The 19,882-nt window shown below is 61.4% G+C and carries 19 protein-coding genes and 1 riboswitch; of the genes, 16 read left to right on the top strand and 3 right to left on the bottom strand.

The annotated features are described in order from the left end of the window. Positions 1-20 precede the first annotated feature (20 nt). Positions 21-209: riboswitch (cobalamin riboswitch) on the top strand. 48 nt (positions 210-257) lie between these two features. From AB1E33_RS15105 to AB1E33_RS15060, 10 genes are all read left to right on the top strand, one after another. Then, entirely contained in the window at positions 258-935 is a 678-nt protein-coding gene (locus AB1E33_RS15105) for an energy-coupling factor ABC transporter permease (protein ID WP_372578094.1), read from the top strand. 59 nt (positions 936-994) lie between these two features. Then, positions 995-1,738: a precorrin-6A synthase (deacetylating) gene (gene cobF, locus AB1E33_RS15100; protein WP_372578093.1), complete on the top strand. Its 744-nt coding sequence runs from the start codon at positions 995-997 to the stop codon at positions 1,736-1,738. 82 nt (positions 1,739-1,820) lie between these two features. Next, positions 1,821-2,294 carry a DUF302 domain-containing protein gene (locus tag AB1E33_RS15095; RefSeq protein WP_372578092.1) on the top strand — a complete coding sequence of 158 codons (474 nt, stop codon included), beginning with the start codon at positions 1,821-1,823 and terminating at the stop codon, positions 2,292-2,294. A gap of 68 nt (positions 2,295-2,362) precedes the next feature. After that, positions 2,363-3,982 (top strand): thiamine pyrophosphate-binding protein, encoded by a 1,620-nt coding sequence (locus AB1E33_RS15090; RefSeq protein ID WP_372578091.1) that lies wholly within the window; start codon positions 2,363-2,365, stop codon positions 3,980-3,982. Beyond that, positions 3,969-5,153: a CaiB/BaiF CoA transferase family protein gene (locus tag AB1E33_RS15085; protein WP_372578180.1), complete on the top strand. Its 1,185-nt coding sequence runs from the start codon at positions 3,969-3,971 to the stop codon at positions 5,151-5,153. Before AB1E33_RS15090 ends, AB1E33_RS15085 begins: the two co-directional genes overlap by 14 nt. 181 nt (positions 5,154-5,334) lie before the next feature. Further along, the gene (locus AB1E33_RS15080) at positions 5,335-6,705 is read left to right on the top strand and encodes a tetratricopeptide repeat protein (protein WP_372578090.1); all 1,371 of its coding nucleotides are present in this window, start codon (positions 5,335-5,337) and stop codon (positions 6,703-6,705) included. A gap of 23 nt (positions 6,706-6,728) precedes the next feature. Continuing rightward, entirely contained in the window at positions 6,729-7,946 is a 1,218-nt protein-coding gene (locus tag AB1E33_RS15075; RefSeq protein ID WP_372578089.1) for an OpgC family protein, read from the top strand. Next, positions 7,943-9,445: an OpgD/OpgG family glucan biosynthesis protein gene (locus tag AB1E33_RS15070; RefSeq protein ID WP_372578088.1), complete on the top strand. Its 1,503-nt coding sequence runs from the start codon at positions 7,943-7,945 to the stop codon at positions 9,443-9,445. The genes AB1E33_RS15075 and AB1E33_RS15070 overlap by 4 nt, the downstream gene beginning before the upstream one ends. Beyond that, positions 9,442-11,316 carry a glucans biosynthesis glucosyltransferase MdoH gene (gene mdoH, locus AB1E33_RS15065; protein WP_372578087.1) on the top strand — a complete coding sequence of 625 codons (1,875 nt, stop codon included), beginning with the start codon at positions 9,442-9,444 and terminating at the stop codon, positions 11,314-11,316. The genes AB1E33_RS15070 and mdoH overlap by 4 nt, the downstream gene beginning before the upstream one ends. Before the next feature lie 119 nt (positions 11,317-11,435). Next, on the top strand, positions 11,436-11,789 hold the full coding sequence (locus AB1E33_RS15060; protein ID WP_372578086.1) for a Rid family hydrolase: 354 nt from the start codon (positions 11,436-11,438) through the stop codon (positions 11,787-11,789). Positions 11,790-11,811: 22 nt separating this feature from the next. Here the strand turns inward: AB1E33_RS15060 and AB1E33_RS15055 are convergent, their stop codons facing one another. From AB1E33_RS15055 to AB1E33_RS15045, 3 genes are all read right to left on the bottom strand, one after another. Beyond that, complete coding sequence (locus AB1E33_RS15055) at positions 11,812-12,231, bottom strand: Rid family hydrolase (RefSeq protein ID WP_372578085.1); 420 nt, start codon at positions 12,229-12,231, stop codon at positions 11,812-11,814. 186 nt (positions 12,232-12,417) lie between these two features. Next, entirely contained in the window at positions 12,418-13,245 is an 828-nt protein-coding gene (locus AB1E33_RS15050) for a CE1 family esterase (RefSeq protein ID WP_372578084.1), read from the bottom strand. Continuing rightward, positions 13,242-13,724 (bottom strand): rhodanese-like domain-containing protein, encoded by a 483-nt coding sequence (locus AB1E33_RS15045; protein WP_372578083.1) that lies wholly within the window; start codon positions 13,722-13,724, stop codon positions 13,242-13,244. The genes AB1E33_RS15050 and AB1E33_RS15045 overlap by 4 nt, the downstream gene beginning before the upstream one ends. Before the next feature lie 243 nt (positions 13,725-13,967). Between AB1E33_RS15045 and AB1E33_RS15040 the strand changes: the two genes are divergently transcribed. From AB1E33_RS15040 to AB1E33_RS15015, 6 genes are read left to right on the top strand one after another with little or no spacing between them, the layout of a single operon-like run. Then, a complete protein-coding gene (locus tag AB1E33_RS15040; RefSeq protein ID WP_372578082.1) occupies positions 13,968-16,847 on the top strand; it encodes a monovalent cation/H+ antiporter subunit A in 2,880 nt (959 codons plus the stop codon). Between the two features lies 1 nt (position 16,848). After that, positions 16,849-17,193, top strand: coding sequence for a Na+/H+ antiporter subunit C (locus AB1E33_RS15035; RefSeq protein ID WP_372578081.1), 345 nt, complete (start codon positions 16,849-16,851; stop codon positions 17,191-17,193). Beyond that, on the top strand, positions 17,190-18,731 hold the full coding sequence (locus AB1E33_RS15030; RefSeq protein WP_372578080.1) for a monovalent cation/H+ antiporter subunit D: 1,542 nt from the start codon (positions 17,190-17,192) through the stop codon (positions 18,729-18,731). Before AB1E33_RS15035 ends, AB1E33_RS15030 begins: the two co-directional genes overlap by 4 nt. Beyond that, on the top strand, positions 18,728-19,225 hold the full coding sequence (locus AB1E33_RS15025; RefSeq protein ID WP_372578079.1) for a Na+/H+ antiporter subunit E: 498 nt from the start codon (positions 18,728-18,730) through the stop codon (positions 19,223-19,225). The genes AB1E33_RS15030 and AB1E33_RS15025 overlap by 4 nt, the downstream gene beginning before the upstream one ends. Continuing rightward, positions 19,222-19,491 carry a K+/H+ antiporter subunit F gene (locus AB1E33_RS15020; protein ID WP_372578078.1) on the top strand — a complete coding sequence of 90 codons (270 nt, stop codon included), beginning with the start codon at positions 19,222-19,224 and terminating at the stop codon, positions 19,489-19,491. Before AB1E33_RS15025 ends, AB1E33_RS15020 begins: the two co-directional genes overlap by 4 nt. A gap of 7 nt (positions 19,492-19,498) precedes the next feature. Further along, complete coding sequence (locus tag AB1E33_RS15015) at positions 19,499-19,882, top strand: Na+/H+ antiporter subunit G (protein WP_372578077.1); 384 nt, start codon at positions 19,499-19,501, stop codon at positions 19,880-19,882.

Raw genomic sequence — 19,882 nt, 5'->3', positions numbered from 1 at the left:
TGACGCAAATGGGGTTGGCAAGACAAGAGTGCGGATACGGTGCTCGGGCCGCAAGGTCCGGGAAAAAGGGAACGGGGTGCAAATCCCCGACTGCCCCCGCAACTGTAATCGGGGAGCAAGCGTGGTAATCGCCACTGGCATAACGCCGGGAAGGTCCTCGCTTGTGACGATCCGTGAGTCAGGAAACCTGCCGTGAATTGAAACAGCCGGGCAACCGGCGCACGTATTCGCCGGGGTTGGCGGAAAGGAGACTATACATGCATATCGAACCGGGCGTCGTGCATGGCGCAAAAATGGTTTTCGCCTACGGAACAGCAGCCGCTGCCGCTGGGTATTCTCTGAAACTGATCGCAGACGATCTGAAAGAGCGCGCCGCGACTTCGTTCATCGCGCGCTCCATCGCTGCCACTCTGAGCGTCTTCATCTTCTTCGAGGTGCTGCCGCATTTCCCGGTCGGCATTTCCGAGGTTCACTTCATTCTGGGTACCACGCTGCTGCTGATTCTGGGCACCGCACCCGCTGCGGTCGGTCTGGCCGCTGGTCTGGCGATTCAGGGCCTACTGTTCGCACCCAGTGACGTGCCGATGTATTTCGTGAACCTCACCACCCTGCTGGTGCCGCTCTTCGGTATCCATGCGCTGGCCAAGCGTGCGCTGCCGCGAGACATCGCTTATGTCGATCTGGGCTATGCGGACGTGCTGAAACTGTCGGCGGCCTATCAGGGCGGCGTAATCGCCTGGGTCGCCTTCTGGGCCTTTTACGGTCAGGGTTTCGGCGCCGAGAACATGGCCGCCGTTGGCAGCTTTGGGCTGGCCTACATGCTGGTGGTTCTGGTCGAGCCGATCTTCGATCTTGCCGTTCTGGCGGGCGCCAAGTCGCTGAAGGGTCTGAAGGAGTCCGGTCTGGTCACCTCCCGCCTTTATCACGCGGCCTGATCTGATCTAACGTGCAAAGGATGGCTCCGGCTCGAAATGGGTCGGAGCCATTGTTTTTTATGCAAGAGCTTCTTCTGATCGGCATCGGCACCGGCAACCCCGATCACGTGACCCGCGAGGGCGCGCGCGCGATTCGCGACGCGGACCTGATCCTGATACCTCATAAAGGCAGCGGCAAAGAGGATCTGGCCGGTCTGCGCGAACAGATCATTACCGATCTGAGTGACAGTCCGCCGCCGCTTGTCCATTTCGACATCCCCAAACGCCACGCCGACGATGGTTACCTGCAAGGCGTGGAAGAGTGGCACGACGCCATCGCGGGGCGCTGGCAGGAGGCGATCGCAGAGCATCCTGATGCACGCCGCGTTGCCCTGCTGATCTGGGGCGATCCGTCGCTCTATGACAGTTCGCTGCGCATCGCAGACCGGCTGGACCCGAAACCGACGATCCGGGTCATACCCGGCATTACCGCCCTTCAGGCGCTGACCGCTGCCCACGCGATCCCGATCAACGAGCTTGGCGCGCCCTATATTGTCACCACCGGGCGGCGCATCCGCGACGAGGGCTGGCCCGACCCTGTCACCTCGGTTGCCGTGATGCTGGATGGCGAGTGTTCGTTTCAGTCGCTCGACCCCGCGCTCTATGACATCTGGTGGGGCGCGTTTGTCGGGATGAAGGAGCAGATCCTGATCCATGGCCCCCTGCAAGAGGTCAGTCAGCGGATCATTGACACACGCGCCGCTGCCCGCACCGAGCATGGTTGGATCATGGATATCTATCTCCTGCGCAGGTGCGCGGGCTGATCGCACGGCTCGGTCCACGGAAAAGTGATGCCACTCGTCCGCGCGACATGGCATCAAGGACCCGTGGACCTCGGAGGATGCCATGCTCAGAATCGCTTCTCTTTTTGTTGCCCTGCTGACCGCCACAATGACCCATGCAGATGATATGTCTGCGCGCGAAGGGTGGACCGTTCTGCCGACCGGCAAATCCCATGACCAACTCGTCAACGACCTGAAAGCTGCGGTGAAACAAAACGGGCTGATTGTGGTGACGCAGGCCGGGCCGACCAAGGCCGCCGCCGCGCGTGGGATCACCATACCGGGCAATCGCGTCATCGGCGTGTTCAACAATGACTTCGCGGTGCGGGTGCTGGAGCTCTCGACCGCTGCGATGATCGAAGCACCGATCCGGTTCTATGTGACCGAGAATGCCGATGGGACTGCCACGCTGTCTTACAAAACCCCCTCCTTCGTCTTTGCGCCCTACACCGATGGTGGCACCGAATTGCAGGCCATTGCGCAGGATCTCGACACCCGATTTGACACCATCGCCAAATCTGTCGCGTCCTCACAGTGACGTGATTCCACTTGCCTCTCGCCGCGCAACGCGCAATCTCCGCTCAACGTTTGTTCGGAGACCCTTTGATGCAGGAACACCCGATTCGCGCCGCTGACCTTCTGGCCCGCAGGCTGTACGAGGCGGGATGCCGTCACGCGTTCGGGATGCCGGGTGGCGAGGTGCTGACGCTGGTCGATGCCCTGGAGAAGGCCGGGATCACCTTCCATCTGGCCAAGCACGAGAATGCAGCAGGCTTCATGGCCGAAGCAGTGCATCACCGCGACGGGGCGCCCGCGATCCTGGTTGCCACGCTGGGTCCCGGTGCGATGAACGGGATCAACGTGGTCGCCAACGCGCAGCAGGACCGGGTGCCGATGATCGTGCTTACGGGGTGCGTCGATGCCGATGAGGCACTGACCTATACCCATCAGGTGATGGACCACCAAGAGGTGTTCCGCCCGATCACCAAAGGCACCTTCCGGTTGACTGCCAAGGGCGCCGACATCGTGGCCGACAAGGCGGTGTCGCTGGCGACGCAACCACGCTGCGGGCCGATCCATATCGACGTGCCAATCTCGGTTGCTGATGCGCAGGTCACGCCCCCTCGCCTGCGCCGTCTTGCCCCCGCAGCCCCGGTGGCCCCCTGCGGCACCGAGATGGAGCAAGCGCGCAAATGGCTGGCCGCAAGTGATCGGCCCATCGCGATCATCGGGCTGGATGTGCTCTATGACGGATCGGCCTGCGTGCTCCGCGCCTTTCTGGAACATTTCGGCATTCCATTCGTGACCACCTACAAGGCCAAGGGCGTGATCCCAGAGGACCATCCGCTGTGTCTGGGTGGCGCGGGCCTGTCGCCCTTGGCCGACAGCCATCTGGTGCAGTTGGTCGAGCGCGCGGATCTGGTGCTCTGTATCGGGTATGACCCCATCGAGATGCGCCCCGGCTGGCGCGAGATCTGGGACCCTGCCACGCAAAATGTCATCGATATCGTGGCGGTACCAAACGACCACTACATGCATCAGGCCGGGGTGAACCTTGTGGCCGATACCACCGCCACGCTCGAAGGTCTGGCCAAGGGCATCCCGGCCCGCCCGACATGGACCGACGGTGCGCCCGATGACACGCGTCGGGCGCTGGCCGTAGCCTTTCCCGCCCACGACGACTGGGGCCCGGCGGCAGTGATCGCCGAGACCCGCGAGGTGATGCCAGATACCACGCTAGCTACCGCCGATAGCGGCGCGCATCGTATCCTGCTCAGCCAGATGTGGGGCTGTTCCGAGCCGCGCGGGCTGATCCAGTCTTCGGCGCTGTGCACCATGGGCTGCGCGGTGCCGATGGCGATCGGGCTGAAACTGGCCGCGCCTGAACGGCCCGTCATCAGCTTCTCGGGCGATGCCGGATTTCTGATGGTTGCCGGAGAACTCTCGACCGCCGCAGAACTGGGCGGCAACCCGATCTTTCTGGTCTTCGTGGATGCCAGCCTCGCGCTGATCGAACTGAAACAGCGGGGTCGGCAAATGACGAACCGTGGCGTGGATTTCGACCGTCACGACTTTGCCGCCATCGGGCGCGCCTTTGGCGGCAATGGTCATAGCGTCCGAAACCGCGCAGAACTGCGTGCAGCTCTAGAGGCCGCACAAAGCGCCGACCGGTTCACCGTGATCGCCGCCGAGATTGAACGCGAGGGTTATGATGGCCGTATCTGAAGGCGCATTGAGCGGCGTCAAAGTTCTGGACCTCAGCCGCATTCTGGCCGGGCCGACCTGCACGCAATTGCTGGGCGATCTGGGGGCCAGCGTGCTCAAGATCGAAAACCCCGCGACCGGCGGCGACGACACGCGCCAATGGGGTCCGCCCTATGCCGAGGATGCCGACGGCAATCCCAGCGATCTCAGCGCCTATTTCATGGCTGCAAACCGCAACAAGAAATCTGTGGCGGTCGATATCACCACTCCTGAGGGGCAGGCCACCATCAGGCGGCTGGCGGCCGAGGCCGACATCCTAATCGAGAATTTCAAGCCCGGTGGGTTGGCAAAATATGGGCTGGACTACGCCAGCCTGTCGCATGAGCTTCCGGGGCTTGTCTACTGTTCCATATCGGGTTTCGGGCAAACCGGCCCGCACGCCTCGAAGCCCGGCTATGATCTGATGGCGCAGGGCTATGGCGGGATCATGTCGCTGACCGGCGATACCGATGGCAGCCCGATGAAAGTGGGCGTCGGAATCGCGGACGTGATGTGCGGGATGTATGCCACGGTGGGTATTCTGGCCGCCTTGCGCCACAAGGAACGCACCGGAGAAGGCCAGCAGATCGACATCGCGCTGGTGGATTCGCAGATCGCCTGGCTGATCAACGAGGGCGTGAATTACCTGACCACAGGCGAAACGCCGCAACGGCGGGGAAACGGGCATCCCAACATCGTCCCATATGAGGTCTATGAGACTGCCGACGGTCATGTGATCCTGGCGGTGGGAAACGATTCCCAGTTCCGGCGGTTCTGCGCATTTATCGACCGTCCAGACCTGCCCAACGACGCACGTTTCGCCACCAATCCCCAGCGCCTGGATCATCGCGAGGCGCTGAACGCCGTGTTGCGCCCGGCACTGCACCAGCGCAGCACCACAGAGGTCATCACCGGGCTGGAAGCAGTCAAGGTTCCGGTCGGTCCGGTACAGACGCTCGATCAGGTGTTTGCAACCGATCAGGTGGCGGCGCGCGACATGCGGTTGTCATTGCAGGCAGATCCCGGCCCTGTCGAGCTGATCGGCAATCCACTGAAGTTTTCCCGAACACCGGTCACCTATCGCCGCGCCCCGCCGGTCTTTGACGCGGATACGGATCAGGTTCTGGACAGCGATACGCCCTTCGACGGCTGAAACAGATTGCCTGTTTTGCAAGCGTTCGGCTGAAACATGCCGCCCCATCGGCGGATTTTTTCGCGTTTTCCGAACACGTCGTTTCACCAATTCGCGAGCAAGGTCGATACTGTTACTGGCCTTGAATAGAGTTTGCTAAGGCAATGGCAGCCTTACGAAAAATTACAGAGTGGACCCCGGCATGAAACAAGACGTTTTTGGACAGATGAACAGCCTCACACGCGCAGACAGCGCCGAGGCATGGGACGGTGTCCTGCTCGGCTTTCTGGCGCATGCCGCGGTGACGCCCGATCATCTTGCCAAAGTGCTGACGCTGGAGCCCGATTTTGCGCTGGGTCATGCGGTCAAAGGGATGTTCCTGTCGCTGCTTGGGCGGCGCGAATTGGTCCCCGCCGCCAACGAGGCGCTGGAACTGGCCGAAGATGCCGCCAGGCACGGCACGATCACACTGCGCGAACAGAAATATGTCGCGGCTCTGCGCCTGTGGTTGACCGGCAACCTAACCGAAGCGGTGCAAACCTATGAGGCTGCGCTGCGCGACCACCCCGACGATACACTGGCGATGAAGCTCAGCCATGCGTGCCGCTTTGTGCTGGGCGATTCCCAAGGAATGCGCCGTTCCATCGAACGGGTGATGCCCGCTTATGCCCCAGACCATGCCGGACGTGGGTACCTGCTGGGCTGCCACGCGTTTTCGCTGGAAGAAACCGGCGCCTATGAAAAGGCCGAGATCGCCGGGCGTCAGGCGCTGTGGATGGTATCCGACGATGCCTGGGGTCTGCACGCGGTGGCGCATGTGCATGACATGACGGGCAATGCCAAAACCGGGCTGGAATGGCTGTCAGGGCGCGAGGCCGCCTGGGCACATTGCAACAATTTCCGCTATCACGTGTGGTGGCACAAGGCGCTGATGCATCTCGACCTGGGTCAGGTGGACCGGGTGATGGAGCTTTATGACGCCGAGATCCGCAAGGACCGAACCGACGATTACCGCGATATCTCGAACGCCACCTCGCTGCTGATGCGGCTGGAGCTGGACGGCGTCGATGTCGGCAACCGCTGGGACGAGCTGGCCGATCTGAGCGCCGCGCGAACCGAAGATGGTTGCCTTGTCTTTGCCGATCTGCATTACCTGCTGGCCCTGACCGGCACCGAGCGCGGCGACGCCAGCGCTCGCATGCTGGCCCGCATTCACGCGGACGCTCAGCGCAGTGATTGCGATGTCACCCGCCGAATGGCCGATCCGGGGCTGGCCGCGGCCAGCGGACTGTGTGCCTTTGGTGAAGGCCGCTATGGCGAAGCCTTCAATAACCTGTTGGCGGCCCGCGACAAAATGCACATGGCGGGCGGTTCACATGCGCAGCGGGATGTGTTTGAACGCCTCACCATCGATTCCGGACTGCGCGCCGGGCGGTTGGACGCCGTGGAACGCATCCTCGACGACCGGCAGGCCAAGCGTGCGGGCGGTGAAGACAATTATGCCCTGGCCCGTCGCGCATTGATCGCGGCCGGGCGCGGCGGCGTAGACGCGCAAAGCGTGCCCGCCGAATAACGACCTGGAAGGACCCAAGCAGTATGGCGACGATTTCGCCCGCTTCCGATTTTGCGATGGTCCGGGACCGCGCGGAAACTCCCGTGCGCACCCGCGATCCCCGGCTGGATTTCTATCGCGGCATCGCGATGTTCATCATTCTTGTCGCCCATATTCCCGGCGATCCCTGGGCCCGATGGATACCGGCCCGGTTCGGATTCTCGGACGCGACCGAGATCTTCGTGTTTTGCTCGGGCATGGCTTCGGCCATCGCCTTTGGCGGCGCGTTCCTGAACAAGGGCTGGTGGATGGGCACCGCGCGGGTGAGTTTTCGCATCTGGCAGGTCTACTGGGCGCACATCGCATTGTTCCTTTTTGTGGCGATGTCGATGGCCGCGTTGGACAATTCCGGTGCGTTTGAAAAGAGTTACGTCAGCGCATTGAACTTGCAACACTTCTTCCGCGACCCGGCCTCGCAACTGGTGGGGCTGTTCACTCTCAGCTATGTGCCGAACTATTTCGACATCCTGCCGATGTATCTGGTGGTGCTGGCGATGATGCCGCTGTTCTTGGCGCTGCACCGGATTAGCTTCTGGGCGGCGGCGCTAACCTCGGTCGGTATCTGGGTCGTGGCACAGACCGGCGCGCTGGCGCTGCCCGCTGAACCCTGGTCGGACCGGCAATGGTTCTTCAACCCGTTTGGCTGGCAATTGCTGTTCTTCACCGGGTTTGCCTTCATGCGGGGTTGGATTCCGGCCCCGCCAATCTCGAAAGCGCTGATCTGGATCAGCGCGCTGTTTCTGGTTCTGTCCGCACCGTTCGGGTCGTGGAAGGTCTTTCTCTGGGTCGATGCCTGGAACGGACAGGTCGGAGACGCAATTCGCGACGTCTGGCCACTGACCAAGGAATTCCGCGACAAGACCGATTTCGGCCTGTTCCGCTACATGCATTTCCTGGCGCTGGCATATCTGGGCTGGGTCGTGGCGGGTGACAAGGGGCAGCGGTTGGTGGCATCCGGCAGCGGAGTGCTGGCGCAGATCTGGCGGGTGATGCTGACATGGATTACCAAGGTCGGCCAGCAATCGCTTGCGGTCTTTGTGTTCTCGATGGCCGCGGCCCGCCTGATCGGCGTTTTTCTTGACATCGCTGGGCGGAACTTTGCCAGCGTAACAGCCGCTAACCTCATTGGTTTTGCAATGTTAATCGGAGTGGCCTATGTGGCCGCCTGGTTCAAATCGCACCCCTGGAAGTCCAAGACATGACCCTGACCCGCCGCGCCTTTCTGACCACAACTTCGGCCTTTGCGCTGGCGCCTGCCATGGGGTTAGCCACCGGTTCAGGCGTGTCTTTTGATCGCACGACGGTGATCGCTCAGGCCCGGGATCTGGCCAGCCGTCCCTATGCGATGCGCGACGCGGTTCCGCAGCCGTGGCAGAACCTGACCTATGAGCAATACCGCTCGATCCGGTTCAACCTGGAGCGGGGTCTCTGGCGCGACACGCCCACGCCCTTCAATATCGATTTCTTCGCGCCGGGCCTCTACTTCCCGCGCTCGGTTCAGATCCTGTCGGTCGAGGATGGTGTTGCGACGCCGGTCGGCTTCGATCTGTCGATGTTCAACACATCCAAAGATGTGCCAGACCTGCCATCGGATGAAACACTGGGCTTTTCCGGCTTGCGCCTACGCACCGAGATGCACCGCCCCGGCCTGACCGATGAGTTCTGCGTCTTCCAGGGTGCCAGCTATTTCCGCGCCATCGGTCTGGACGAGGCCTATGGCCTGTCCGCCCGCGGTCTGGCGCTGAACACCGGCGAGCCGGATGGCGAGGAATTCCCCGAATTCACCCGGTTCTGGCTGGAACGTCCCACGCCGAGTCAGCGCAACATGGTCGTGCACGCCTTGATGGACAGCCCCAGCGTGACTGGCGCCTATCGCTTTGACATCACGCCCGGCGAGGATTGCGTGATGGAGGTCGAGGCAACGCTCTTTGGCCGCGAAGAGTTGGACCATGTGGGCATCGGCCCGCTGACCTCAATGTTCCTGTTCGATCAGACCAACCACACCCGCTTCGACGATTTCCGCCCCGCCGTACATGACAGCGACGGGCTGATGATCGAAAATGGCGCAGGCGAAGTGATCTGGCGGCCGCTGGCTAACCCGACCCGGCTGCAGATCTCGTCCTTTGTCGACCGCAACCCGCGCGGCTTCGGTCTGATGCAGCGGTCCCGTACCTTCTCGGATTTCGCCGATCTCGAGGCGCATTACCACCGCCGCCCTGGCCTCTGGGTCGAACCGAAAGGCGATTGGGGTAAGGGCACGGTGACCCTGGTCGAAATCCCGGCAGATCAGGAAATCTACGACAATATCGTCGCCTACTGGCGCCCCGCGACCCCGTTTGCGGCGGGCGAACAGGTCGACATAGCCTATCGCCTGACTTGGGGGCACGAGCCGCACCGCACTTCCCTGCCCCGCGTACTTAACACCGCGATGGGCGACAATACCTTTGGCGAGGGCCGTCTGGCCGTGATCGATTTCGAAAGCACCCCTCTGCTGGATGACTTCGACGAGATCGACGTCATCACCTATTCGCCCCATGCTAAGGTCACCGATGGTGTCTTGCAGCGCAACCCCGACACCGGTGGGCTGCGGCTGGCCTTCGGGTTCGAGCCCGCCGATCGCGACCATGTGGAACTGCGCGCGCAGCTGCGCCGCGACGGCAAGCCCGCCTCCGAGGTGTGGCTGTACCGGTGGACCACATGATTCAGGACCTGCATATCATGCCCTCCCGGGCCGAACTGAAAATGCCGGTTCAGGATTTCGGCGCGCGCTTTCATGACGCCGATGCCCCGCGCAAAGCTACCGATGCGGGTTCGGCATGGCTGTGGCGCTTTTTGGCCTTCACCCCGGCGCTGGCGGCTACGCTGGGGCTGGTCTGGGTGATGCAGGAATGGTTCGCCGATGAGGGCGTCTCACTGGTCGAAGGCATCCTGCTGGGCTTGATCTCGTTCAATTTCTTCTGGATCACCTTCACGGTCAGCACCGTGCTGCTTGGGCTGGTCTCGCTGTCGCGCCGCGTACCCCAGCGCATCCGCGAACGCCCGCAGCCGCTGCGCGTGGCGCTGTTGATGCCGGTCTTTAACGAGGTGCCGTGGTATGTGCTGGGCAATGCCCGCACTATGCTGGAAGAACTCAAGGCGCGCGGCGGCGCGCATCACTATGCCATGTTCATCTTGTCCGACACCCGTAATGACGCGATCGCCGCACAGGAACAGGCCAGTATCGAGGCACTGCGCACCACGCTTGCTCCCGATCTGGACCTCTATTACCGCCGCCGCGTGCAGAATACTGATCGCAAGGTGGGCAATATCTCGGACTGGATCAGCAATTGGGGTGCCGATTGGAACGCGATGCTGGTGCTGGATGCCGATAGCCTGATGACTGGCCGCGCCATCGCACGGCTGACCGATGCGCTGGCGCGCGATCCTTCTGCCGGGCTGGTGCAGAGCTTTCCGCAGCTGATCGGCGCGCAATCGGTCTTTGCCCGCGTCCAGCAGTTTGCCAATGGCGTCTATGGCGCCGCCTTTGCAGAAGGGTTAGCGCGCTGGTGCGGCGAGGAAGGCAATTACTGGGGCCACAACGCGATCATCCGCACACAAGCTTTTGCCAATTGTGCAGGCCTGCCGCATCTGCGCTCGCTGACCGGTCGTGAACAACTGATCATGAGCCATGACTTCGTCGAGGCGGGCTTGCTGCGGCGCGCGGGCTGGAGCGTGCGGTTCCTGCCGCGCATCCGCGGGTCGTACGAGGAAACTCCGCCAACGCTGATCGACCATGTTCAGCGCGACCGGCGCTGGTGTCAGGGCAACCTGCAGCACCTGAACCTGCTGGGCTCGAAGGGCTTCCGCTCAATCTCTCGCTTTCACATGTTCCATGGCGCGATCGGCTATCTGCTGTCACCGATCTGGTTCGCCCTGCTGGTGATGTGGGCCCTGATCGGTCGGGGTGAGGATGCCAGCGTTCTGCATTATTTCAGCCCCGACAACCCGATGTTCCCGCAATGGCCCGAAATGACCGAGGCGCGCCACGCCCTGATCATTGTGCTGATGTACGCCATGCTGCTGGCCCCGAAACTGCTGGGCGCAGCGGCGCTGCCACTGACCGGCGCGCGTTATCGCGAGTTCGGCGGAGGTGGGCGGTTCAGCCTGTCCTTCCTGTCCGAGATCTGCCTGTCGATCCTTTATGCGCCGATCCTGATGGTGCAGCAGATGATCGCAGTGTTCCGCAGCCTGTTCGGCGTGCAGAAGGGCTGGTCGCCCCAGGCTCGCGACGGCGGCAGCTATGGCTTGCGTACACTGCTGATCTGTCACGCGCTGGAAACCGTGAGCGGGTTGATGCTGACGGCCGGTATTATTGCAGGCGTGGTTTCGGCCTGGCTGATCCCCATTGCGCTGAGCCTGACACTGGCGGTTCCGCTGTCGGCCCTGAGCGGCGTCAGTGCCGGGGCGGCACGGCGTCTGCTGGGTATGCGTGAAGATTTTCGCGAACCGGCAATCACCCGCACTGCCCGCACCTATCGCAGCGAATTGAAATCCCTGCTGGACGGCAAGGGCGCGGTGACCCCGGCTGAGTGATTGGTCGAGTTGGACGCCGGCATTGCGGACTTTGTTTCCGTTCCTTGTCCGCGTGTTAACGTCCGCATTGGAATGCTGCTGCAAAATATCTTGAACGCATCAATTCGAAAGGATGCAGATTGAACATTGATAGGGTACCCAGCCGCGCTGCAGGCCGTAGCGATGCCGCTTCCTTCAACGGCCTTGCCTTTGCCGTTGCTTACGACCCGGACGCTGCTGACGGCATCAAGAAACAAACGCTGAACAGTTTAGCGTTTCTGGATACGAAACTTGCGGAAGTACACAGTGGGAAAGACGCGCTCCTCCAGGTGACTGTGTATTTGAGCGATATGTCTATGAAGACCGAGATGGATGAGGTCTGGTGTGAATGGATTGGTCCTCGCGATAACTGGCCACAACGGGCCTGTGTCGGCGCTGATCTAGGTGACGATGTAACGCTTATCGAGATCGTGGTCATCGCAGCACAAAAGTAGACACGACCCCAGCATCAGCCGCCTATCTATGTGCGACCACTCGCAATTCCACGACGACACCCTCGGAAGCAAAACCTGCAACCTCTATAGCTGTCCAAGCTGGGTATGGCTCACACATCCTTTCTGTCCAAATCGTCTTGAACGTTTCTAGGTGCGCCCTCAGTCCAATATGATAGCTCGTCACCTCTATGACGTGGCGGGCATCCATGGCACCTTCATCCAGGACGCTGAAAACCTGATCAAAGGCTGTGTTGATCTGCGTTGCAGCCTCTGATGAGGTTACCCCGTCGAGACCTGTTCCATTGAACCCGGTCAGGAAGACGAAACCATCAACTTCAGAACCTGGTGCCATCTTCCAGTCTTGATAAAGGCTGGTCATGTTCTTGGGGATGATCGCTTGCTTTGCCAATTGCGAAGCCTTCCGAAAGAGAATCTTCTTCAATGCAGACGTTAGCTGCAAGGCCGAAGGCTGTCACTATGGGCTCAAAGCCGACAAATGTAGCGAGTAGTGTTCGGAACGATACCTCCCTTGTCATGATCAGACGGCCCCGTGTTTCGCTCTAAGCACGCGAAGATTGATTATGATTGGCAAGCACCACGGGCACCACTGCTCAGTGCGCGCAAGCTCTCAGCTTCCCGGCAATCCCTCAGCCCAATTGACGACCATATCCGCCCAGCCCTGTGGGACCTGATGACCACCTGGAAACAGCGCAAATTCCAGTGCGCTGTCCTCAGCGCAGCGGGTCCATTTGCGGCGCATGAACTGGCCGGTTTCGGAAAACCCGTCAGGCTTGTTGTCGACGCATTCATTGGCCGTGCGCCAGATCTCCAGTCCCGCGAAAATATCGCCCTGAATGAAGCGCCCACCGCCAAATTGCCGCCCTTCCAGCGGCACCACCGGGTCGGTCCATCCATGGGTCTGGAACAGGCGCACTGGGCCGGCGCAGCTTTCGGGATGGGGCCGCCAGAACCCGCCGGACACCGGAGCATAGGCGGCGAATGCGTCAGGCGTGGCGCAAGCCAGATAGCTGACCATGAAGGCACCGCCCGAAAAACCCGACAGGATCGTCCGTTCGGGATCAACCCCGAACCGTGCGCTTGCATCGGCCTGCACAGCCTTGAGGAATTCCGGTTCGTCTCGCCCCTCCCAGCCCGGGTAGAAAACCCAGCTAAGGGGGCCGTCTTCGCCGCGCGGCTCACCGGTTGGGGCGATCACCGCATAGCCGCGCGCCTTGAACCTCTCGACCATGCCGCGCATTTTCAGCACGCCCTGCCCCGACCCTCCATAGCCATGCAGGAAAATGACGGCGGGCATGCCCTCTTCGCGAATGTCGGGTAGTTCGATGTGATAGATCCCGGTGTCAATCTCACAAGCGGCTTCCAGTTCGGCGCACCCGGCCTGCGCCCCCTGCGCCACAAATGCCATTGCCAGGGCCAGACATAGTGAACGGATCATCCATTATTCTCCTTAAACGCCAAAACAGGCAGATCCGCGTCGAGCCACCCAGTGGCATTGCGCGAGCCCAGCATGCCACCGGGCACGTCGATGATATTGGTAAAGCCCGCCTCGGTCAGTTGCAGGCTCAAATTGGCCGAGCGCACACCGCGCGCGCAGATCAGCGCGATGGGTTGGTCGGTGTCGGGCCCGGCAACCGACCTGAGCGCGGCGATGAAATCCTCGCGCCGCATGTCGATCGGATGTGCACCCTTGCCGATGCCCGTCCGCGCCCATTCATCGGGGCGGCGGATATCGATCAGCACGATGTCATCGCGCGCCGCCTTGTCATGCGCCTGCACTACGCTCAGCTTGCCGCCCGCATAGGCAGGCGGAATCAGCCGGTATTCCCGGATTGCAAAACCGGCAGCCACCGCCGCCGCGCCACCAAAGAACATCCTCCTGCGGGTTATCAGCCCGGTTTTTCGAGGCTCTGCCATATTCTCAACCCATTGCGTATCGACAGATGACACTTAGCATATTCGCCATAAATTGCCTGCGTTTGCCACCGCCCATGCGATCACCATCGCGTCAACCACGGGTGGATCCTGCCCTGCGCACACAGTTTTTGCAGACCTTGTTTACCCTTATGGGAAATTTGAAAACTTGCATTAACGGTTGAGGTTGGAAATTATCCGTGACAGCGCGTTGGCAGATTTCAACCAAAGACCGGAGAGCAGCTGGTGTCCCTATTCCTGATCGTGGCCCTTCCATTTCTTGGAGCAGTTTTTCCGGCCTTGCTGATCCGCGCGGGCCGCAATGCCTGCGCCTGGTCCGCCGGGGTCACGAGCGCCTTGGCCTTTGTCGGTCTGATGATCAACCTACCCGCCGTGCTGCGTGGCGAGGCAGTGACCGCCCGGCTGGACTGGCTGCCCTGGTTGGGGTTGAACGCGAACTTCTTTCTCGACGGGCTGGGCTTTCTGTTCGCCGCGCTGATCCTCGGGATCGGGCTGTTGATCATCCTCTATGCGCGGTTCTACCTGTCGCGCGAGGACCCGATGGGTCAGTTCTATACCTATCTTCTGCTGTTTCAGGGCGCGATGGTGGGGATCGTTCTGTCCGACAACATCCTGCTATTGCTGGTCTTCTGGGAGCTGACCTCGCTCAGTTCATTCCTGCTGATCGGATATTGGAAACATCTGCCCGAAGGCCGGCAAGGCGCGCGGATGGCGCTTGCGGTGACCGGCTCGGGCGGGTTGGCGATGATCGCGGGAATGCTGATCCTCGGCCATATCACTGGCAGCTATGACCTGAGCGTCATTCTGCAAAACAAGGAGCTGATCCAGTCCTCGCCGCTGTACCTGCCTGCGCTGATCCTGATTCTGCTGGGCTGTTTCACCAAATCGGCGCAGTTCCCGTTCCACTTCTGGCTGCCGCATGCGATGGCCGCGCCCACACCGGTTTCGGCCTATCTGCACTCGGCCACGATGGTGAAGGCGGGGCTGTTTCTGATGGCGCGGATGTGGCCGGTGCTTTCTGGCACACCCGAATGGTTCTATATCGTGGCCACGACCGGGCTGATCACCATGGTGCTGGGTGCGATCATCGCGCTGTTCAAGGACGACCTGAAGGCGCTGCTGGCCTTTTCGACGGTCAGCCACCTGGGTCTTGTGACCATGCTGCTGGGCTTCGGGACCGAGATCGCCGCCATCGCTGCGATCTTCCACATCATCAATCACGCCACCTTCAAGGCCGCGCTCTTCATGACCGCCGGGATCGTCGATCACGAGACCGGCACCCGCGACATCAAGCGGCTGGGCGGGTTGCGGCATCTGATGCCGGTGACGTTCACCATTGCCGTTATCGCTGGTCTGTCGATGGCAGGTGTTCCGCCGCTGAACGGCTTCCTATCCAAGGAAATGATGCTCGAGGAGACGGTCCATACGGTCTGGGGCCACTCGCATCTGCTGGTGCCCGGTCTGGCGCTGCTGGCGGCATTGTTCTCGGCGGCTTATTCGTTCCGCTTCATCGTGCATGTGTTCTTCGGTCCCGAGCGGAACGATTATCCCGCCCACCCGCATGATCCGCCGGTGGGCCTGTGGCTGGCCCCTGCCTTTCTGGTGGTGCTGGTGGTGGTCATCGGGTTCCATGCCCAAAATGTCGTTGGCCCCATCGTCAAGACCGCCTCGATGGCGGTGATCGGTGGCGAGCTACCCTATTTCAAGCTCAAGCTCTGGCACGGCTTCACGCCCGCGCTTTACATGTCTATGGCGGCGGTGATCGGCGGTGCGATCCTGCTGTCGCTGCATCGCCCGTTCGAACGGGTGTGGAATGCGATGCCGCGCCCAGAGGCCAAGACCATCTTTGACGCTGTTATCGGCGCACTGACCCAGGTCAGCCGCGTCGTGACCGACACGCTGCACAATGGCGCGATCTCGCGTTACGCGATGATCTTTGTCGTCTTCACACTGGCGATCGCGTCTTACGCCTATTTCACCGGCACGATGGAGCTACCTACGCGCGACGTTCAGGACGCGCCACTGCTGCCCATCGTAGCCTGGTTCTGCCTGATTGCTGCCACGGCGATGCTGACCTTCCTGCACCGCAACCGGCAACTAGCGCTGGTGCTGATCGGGGTGGTCGGGCTGATCGTGTCGCTGTCGTTCAACTTCCTCTCGGCGCCGGATCTGGCGATGACGCAGATCTCGGTCGAGGTGGTGTCGATCATCCTGCTGCTTCTGTGCCTGAACTTCCTGCCCAAGACCACGCCGGTGGACAGCAGCCTGTCCATCCGGGTCCGCGATGCAGTGATCGCGGGCGTGGCTGGCGTGGGCGCGGCGGCGCTGATCTACGCGGTGATGATCCGTGATTTCTCGTTCCCGACGATTTCCGAGTTCCATCTGGCCAACTCCTATAAAGGGGGCGGCGGCACCAATGTGGTCAACGTGATCCTGGTGGATTTCCGGGGCTTTGATACCTTTGGCGAGATCATTGTTCTGGGCATCGCCGCGCTGGTGATCTTTGCCCTGACCGAGGCGGTGCTGGCCTCGAACGTCCGTGCCTATCTGCTGAACCGCAAACCGGAATGGCCGCAATCGGGTGACGCGCACCCGCTGATGATGGTGGTCGTCACGCGGGTGATGATGCCGATCGCGCTAATGGTGGCGACCTATATTTTCTTCCGCGGTCACAACCTGCCGGGTGGCGGCTTCATCGCTGGGCTGGTCGCGGCGATTGCCTTTATTATGCAATACATGGCCAGCGGGTTCACCTGGGCCGCCGAGCGGCAACGGATTTTCTATCACGGCATCATCGGCAGCGGCGTACTGATCGCCGCCGCCACCGGCATGGGGGCGTGGTTCAACGGACTGCCCTTCCTGACCAGCGCCTTTGGCTATGTGCATCTCGAACCGTTGGAAGAGTTCGAGCTGGCCACCGCCGCTCTGTTTGATCTGGGCGTGTTCCTGGCGGTTCTTGGCGCGGTGATGCTGGCGCTGGAGAGCCTGTCGCGCTTTGCCTGGCAGCCGGGAATGGCAACCGAGCACGCGATGGACATCAACCCCAAACGCGACGATCCGCCCGACCCGAACGCTGATCAGCCCACTTCAGAAGGAGAGGCATAACATGGAACTCCTTCTTGCCACTGCGGTGGGTGTGTTGACGGCATCCGGCATCTACCTGATCATGCGCAAGCGCACCTTTCCGGTGATCCTGGGCCTGTCGCAACTGACCTATGCGGTGAACGTGTTTCTGTTCGCCACCGGACGCCTGGCGGTGGGCCAACCTCCGATCCTCAACAAATATGCCGAGGTCGCCTATACCGACCCGCTGCCGCAGGCGCTTGTCCTGACAGCCATCGTGATTTCCTTCGGGATGACGGCAGTGATCGTTATGCTGGCGCTCAGCGCCTACCTGTCTTCCCGGGATGACCGGATCGACCTGACCGAAGAGCCGGGAGACGACGCATGAACCATCTGATCGTTGCGCCCATCGTCCTGCCGGCGATGCTGGCCCCGTTCATTATCATGGTCATTCGCCACCATCTGGACCTGCAGCGGATCTTCTCCGTGGCGGCCACTTTGATCCTGCTGGGCATCTCCTTTGCTCTGATGGGGCAATCGCTGGGCGGTGAGATTCAGACCTATGAGCTGGGAGACTGGCCCGCGCCCTTTGGCATCGTCCTGGTGCTGGACCGGCTTTCGGCGTTGATGGTGCTGCTGACCTCGGTACTGGCCCTGCCCATCGTGCTTTATGCAATCGGTTCGGGCTGGGACAAGCGCGGGCGGCACTTCCACGCGCTTTTCCATTTTCAGTTGATGGGTGTGATCGGCGCGTTCCTGACCGGAGACGCCTTCAACCTGTTTGTTTTCTTCGAAGTGCTGCTGATCGCCTCCTACGGGTTGATGACCCATGCGGGTGGCACAAGGCGGTTGCGTGCAGGCGTGCAATATGTGGTCTACAACCTGCTCGGCTCCACCCTGTTCCTGTTCGCGCTGGGGACGCTATATGCGGTGACCGGCACGCTGAACATGGCTGATCTGGCGGTGCGGGTGGCCGAGATGCCGCCTGAAGATACCGCATTGCTGCGGGTCGGCGCGGTGCTGCTGCTATTGGTCTTTGCGGTCAAGGCGGCGCTGTTGCCGCTGCATTTCTGGCTGCCGCTCAGCTATGCAAACGCTCCTTTGCCCGTGGCCGCCCTCTTTGCGATCATGACCAAGGTCGGGGCCTATTCGATCCTGCGTATGTACACGCTGGTTTTCGGGCCCGAGGTGGCCGCGACCCAGGGGCTGGTCGGAGACTGGCTGCTGCCCGCCGCCATGCTGACCCTGGCCACCGGTGCCATTGGTATCCTGGGATCAAGGGATATCGGGCGGATTGTGGCCTTTGCCGCGATTGCCTCGATGGGCACGCTGCTGATCGCCGTGGGGCTCTTCACACCGGCGGGAACAACGGCGGCGCTGTATTACATGGTACATTCCACCTTTGCGACCGCGCTGATGTTCCTGGTCGCCGATATGGTGATGGAGCGGCGCGGCCCCGACATCACCCCCCACAGTCCTATGCCGCAATCGGGGCTGATCGCCAGCATGTTCTTCGTTGGTGCTATCGCGCTGGCGGGGATGCCACCGCTGTCGGGCTTTATCGGCAAGCTGCTGGTGCTTCAGGCCTCCTGGCCCGTGCCCGAGAGGGTGGCGATCTGGGCCGTCGTCCTGATCGGATCCTTTGTCACGATCGTGGGCCTCGCTCGTGCCGGGTCGCTTATCTTCTGGAAAAGCCATGCGGTGGACCCGCAGACCGATCCCGACACCAATGAACCGACCGAGATTGACACTGCTCCGGAACCCTATCCGGGCCTGACATTTTCCGCCGCCTTTGCCCTGCTCGCCGGATTGATCGCATTGACGATCTTTGCAGGTCCGGCAAGCGAATTCGCAGGCGCAACGGCGGATCAACTGTTCAACCCGGACCGCTATATCGAGGCGGTCCTGAAAGGAGCAGAGAAATGAGACTGCTGCGCCGCCTTCTCCCGCACCCAATGCTGACCCTGCTGCTGACACTGGTCTGGCAGCTTTTGGTCAACGACCTCTCGCTCAATTCGCTGCTGTTCGGGTTCTTCCTGGGCATCGTGATCCCGGTCGTGACCATGCCCTATTGGCCCAACCGGCCCAAATTGCGGAACTTTCCGATGGTGGTCGAATACATCCTGATCGTGCTCTATGACATCGTGATCGCCAATATCGCCGTGGCGCGGATCGTGCTGTTCAAACCCGATGCCGCGCGCAACCCCGCATGGGTCCGCATCCCGCTGGAGTTACGCTCGCCCGAGGCGATCACCGTGCTGGCAGGCACCATCACCATGACACCCGGCACGCTCAGCGCCGATCTGTCGGCCAAAGGCCACAGCCTGCTTGTGCATTGCCTGGACACCGAGGACCCAGAGGCAGTGCGCGACGAGATCAAGCAACGCTATGAACGGCGCCTGAAGGAGATTTTCGAATGATCACATATGCCATCTACTTCGCCTTCGCCTGTTTCGGCGCCGCGCTGATGATGAATCTCTGGCGCATCCTGACCTCGGACGGGGTCGGCGTGCGGGTTCTGGCGCTGGACACGATGGTGATCAATACCATCGCCCTGCTTATCCTTTACGGCATCAGCATCTCGTCCGAGATCTTCTTCGAGGCGGCGATGATCATCGCCATGCTGGGGTTCGTTTCAACGGTTGCCTATGCGCGCTTCATGCTGCGTGGCAACATTATCGAGTGAGGCGGGCATGGCATTTGCAGCAGAACTCCTTATCTCGTTCTTCCTGATCGTCTCGGGGATTTTTGGCATTGTCGGCTCTTTCGGCCTGCTGAAACTCAGCGATCCGATGTCGCGGATGCACGCCCCCACCAAGGCCACGACGTTGGGCGTGGGCGGTGTGCTGATCGCGTCGATCCTGCATTCTGTCTTCATCGATCATCACCTGTCCCTGCACGAGTTGCTGATCACGCTGTTTTTATTCCTGACCGCACCGGTCAGCGCGCATTTCATCGCAAAATGGCATATTCACCGGCATGAGACACCGGAAACGCTGCCCGATCCCGGTGAGGACGGCGTCTGGGCAACGCATGATATCGACGATGATAAGGACGTGGCCGAAAGGCCGCGATGA

Origin of the sequence: Ruegeria hyattellae (assembly GCF_041537925.1) — a bacterium.
Taxonomy (GTDB): domain Bacteria; phylum Pseudomonadota; class Alphaproteobacteria; order Rhodobacterales; family Rhodobacteraceae; genus Ruegeria_C.
The sequence above is the reverse complement of the archived record's forward strand: the minus strand, read 5'-3'. Positions and strand labels throughout refer to the sequence as shown.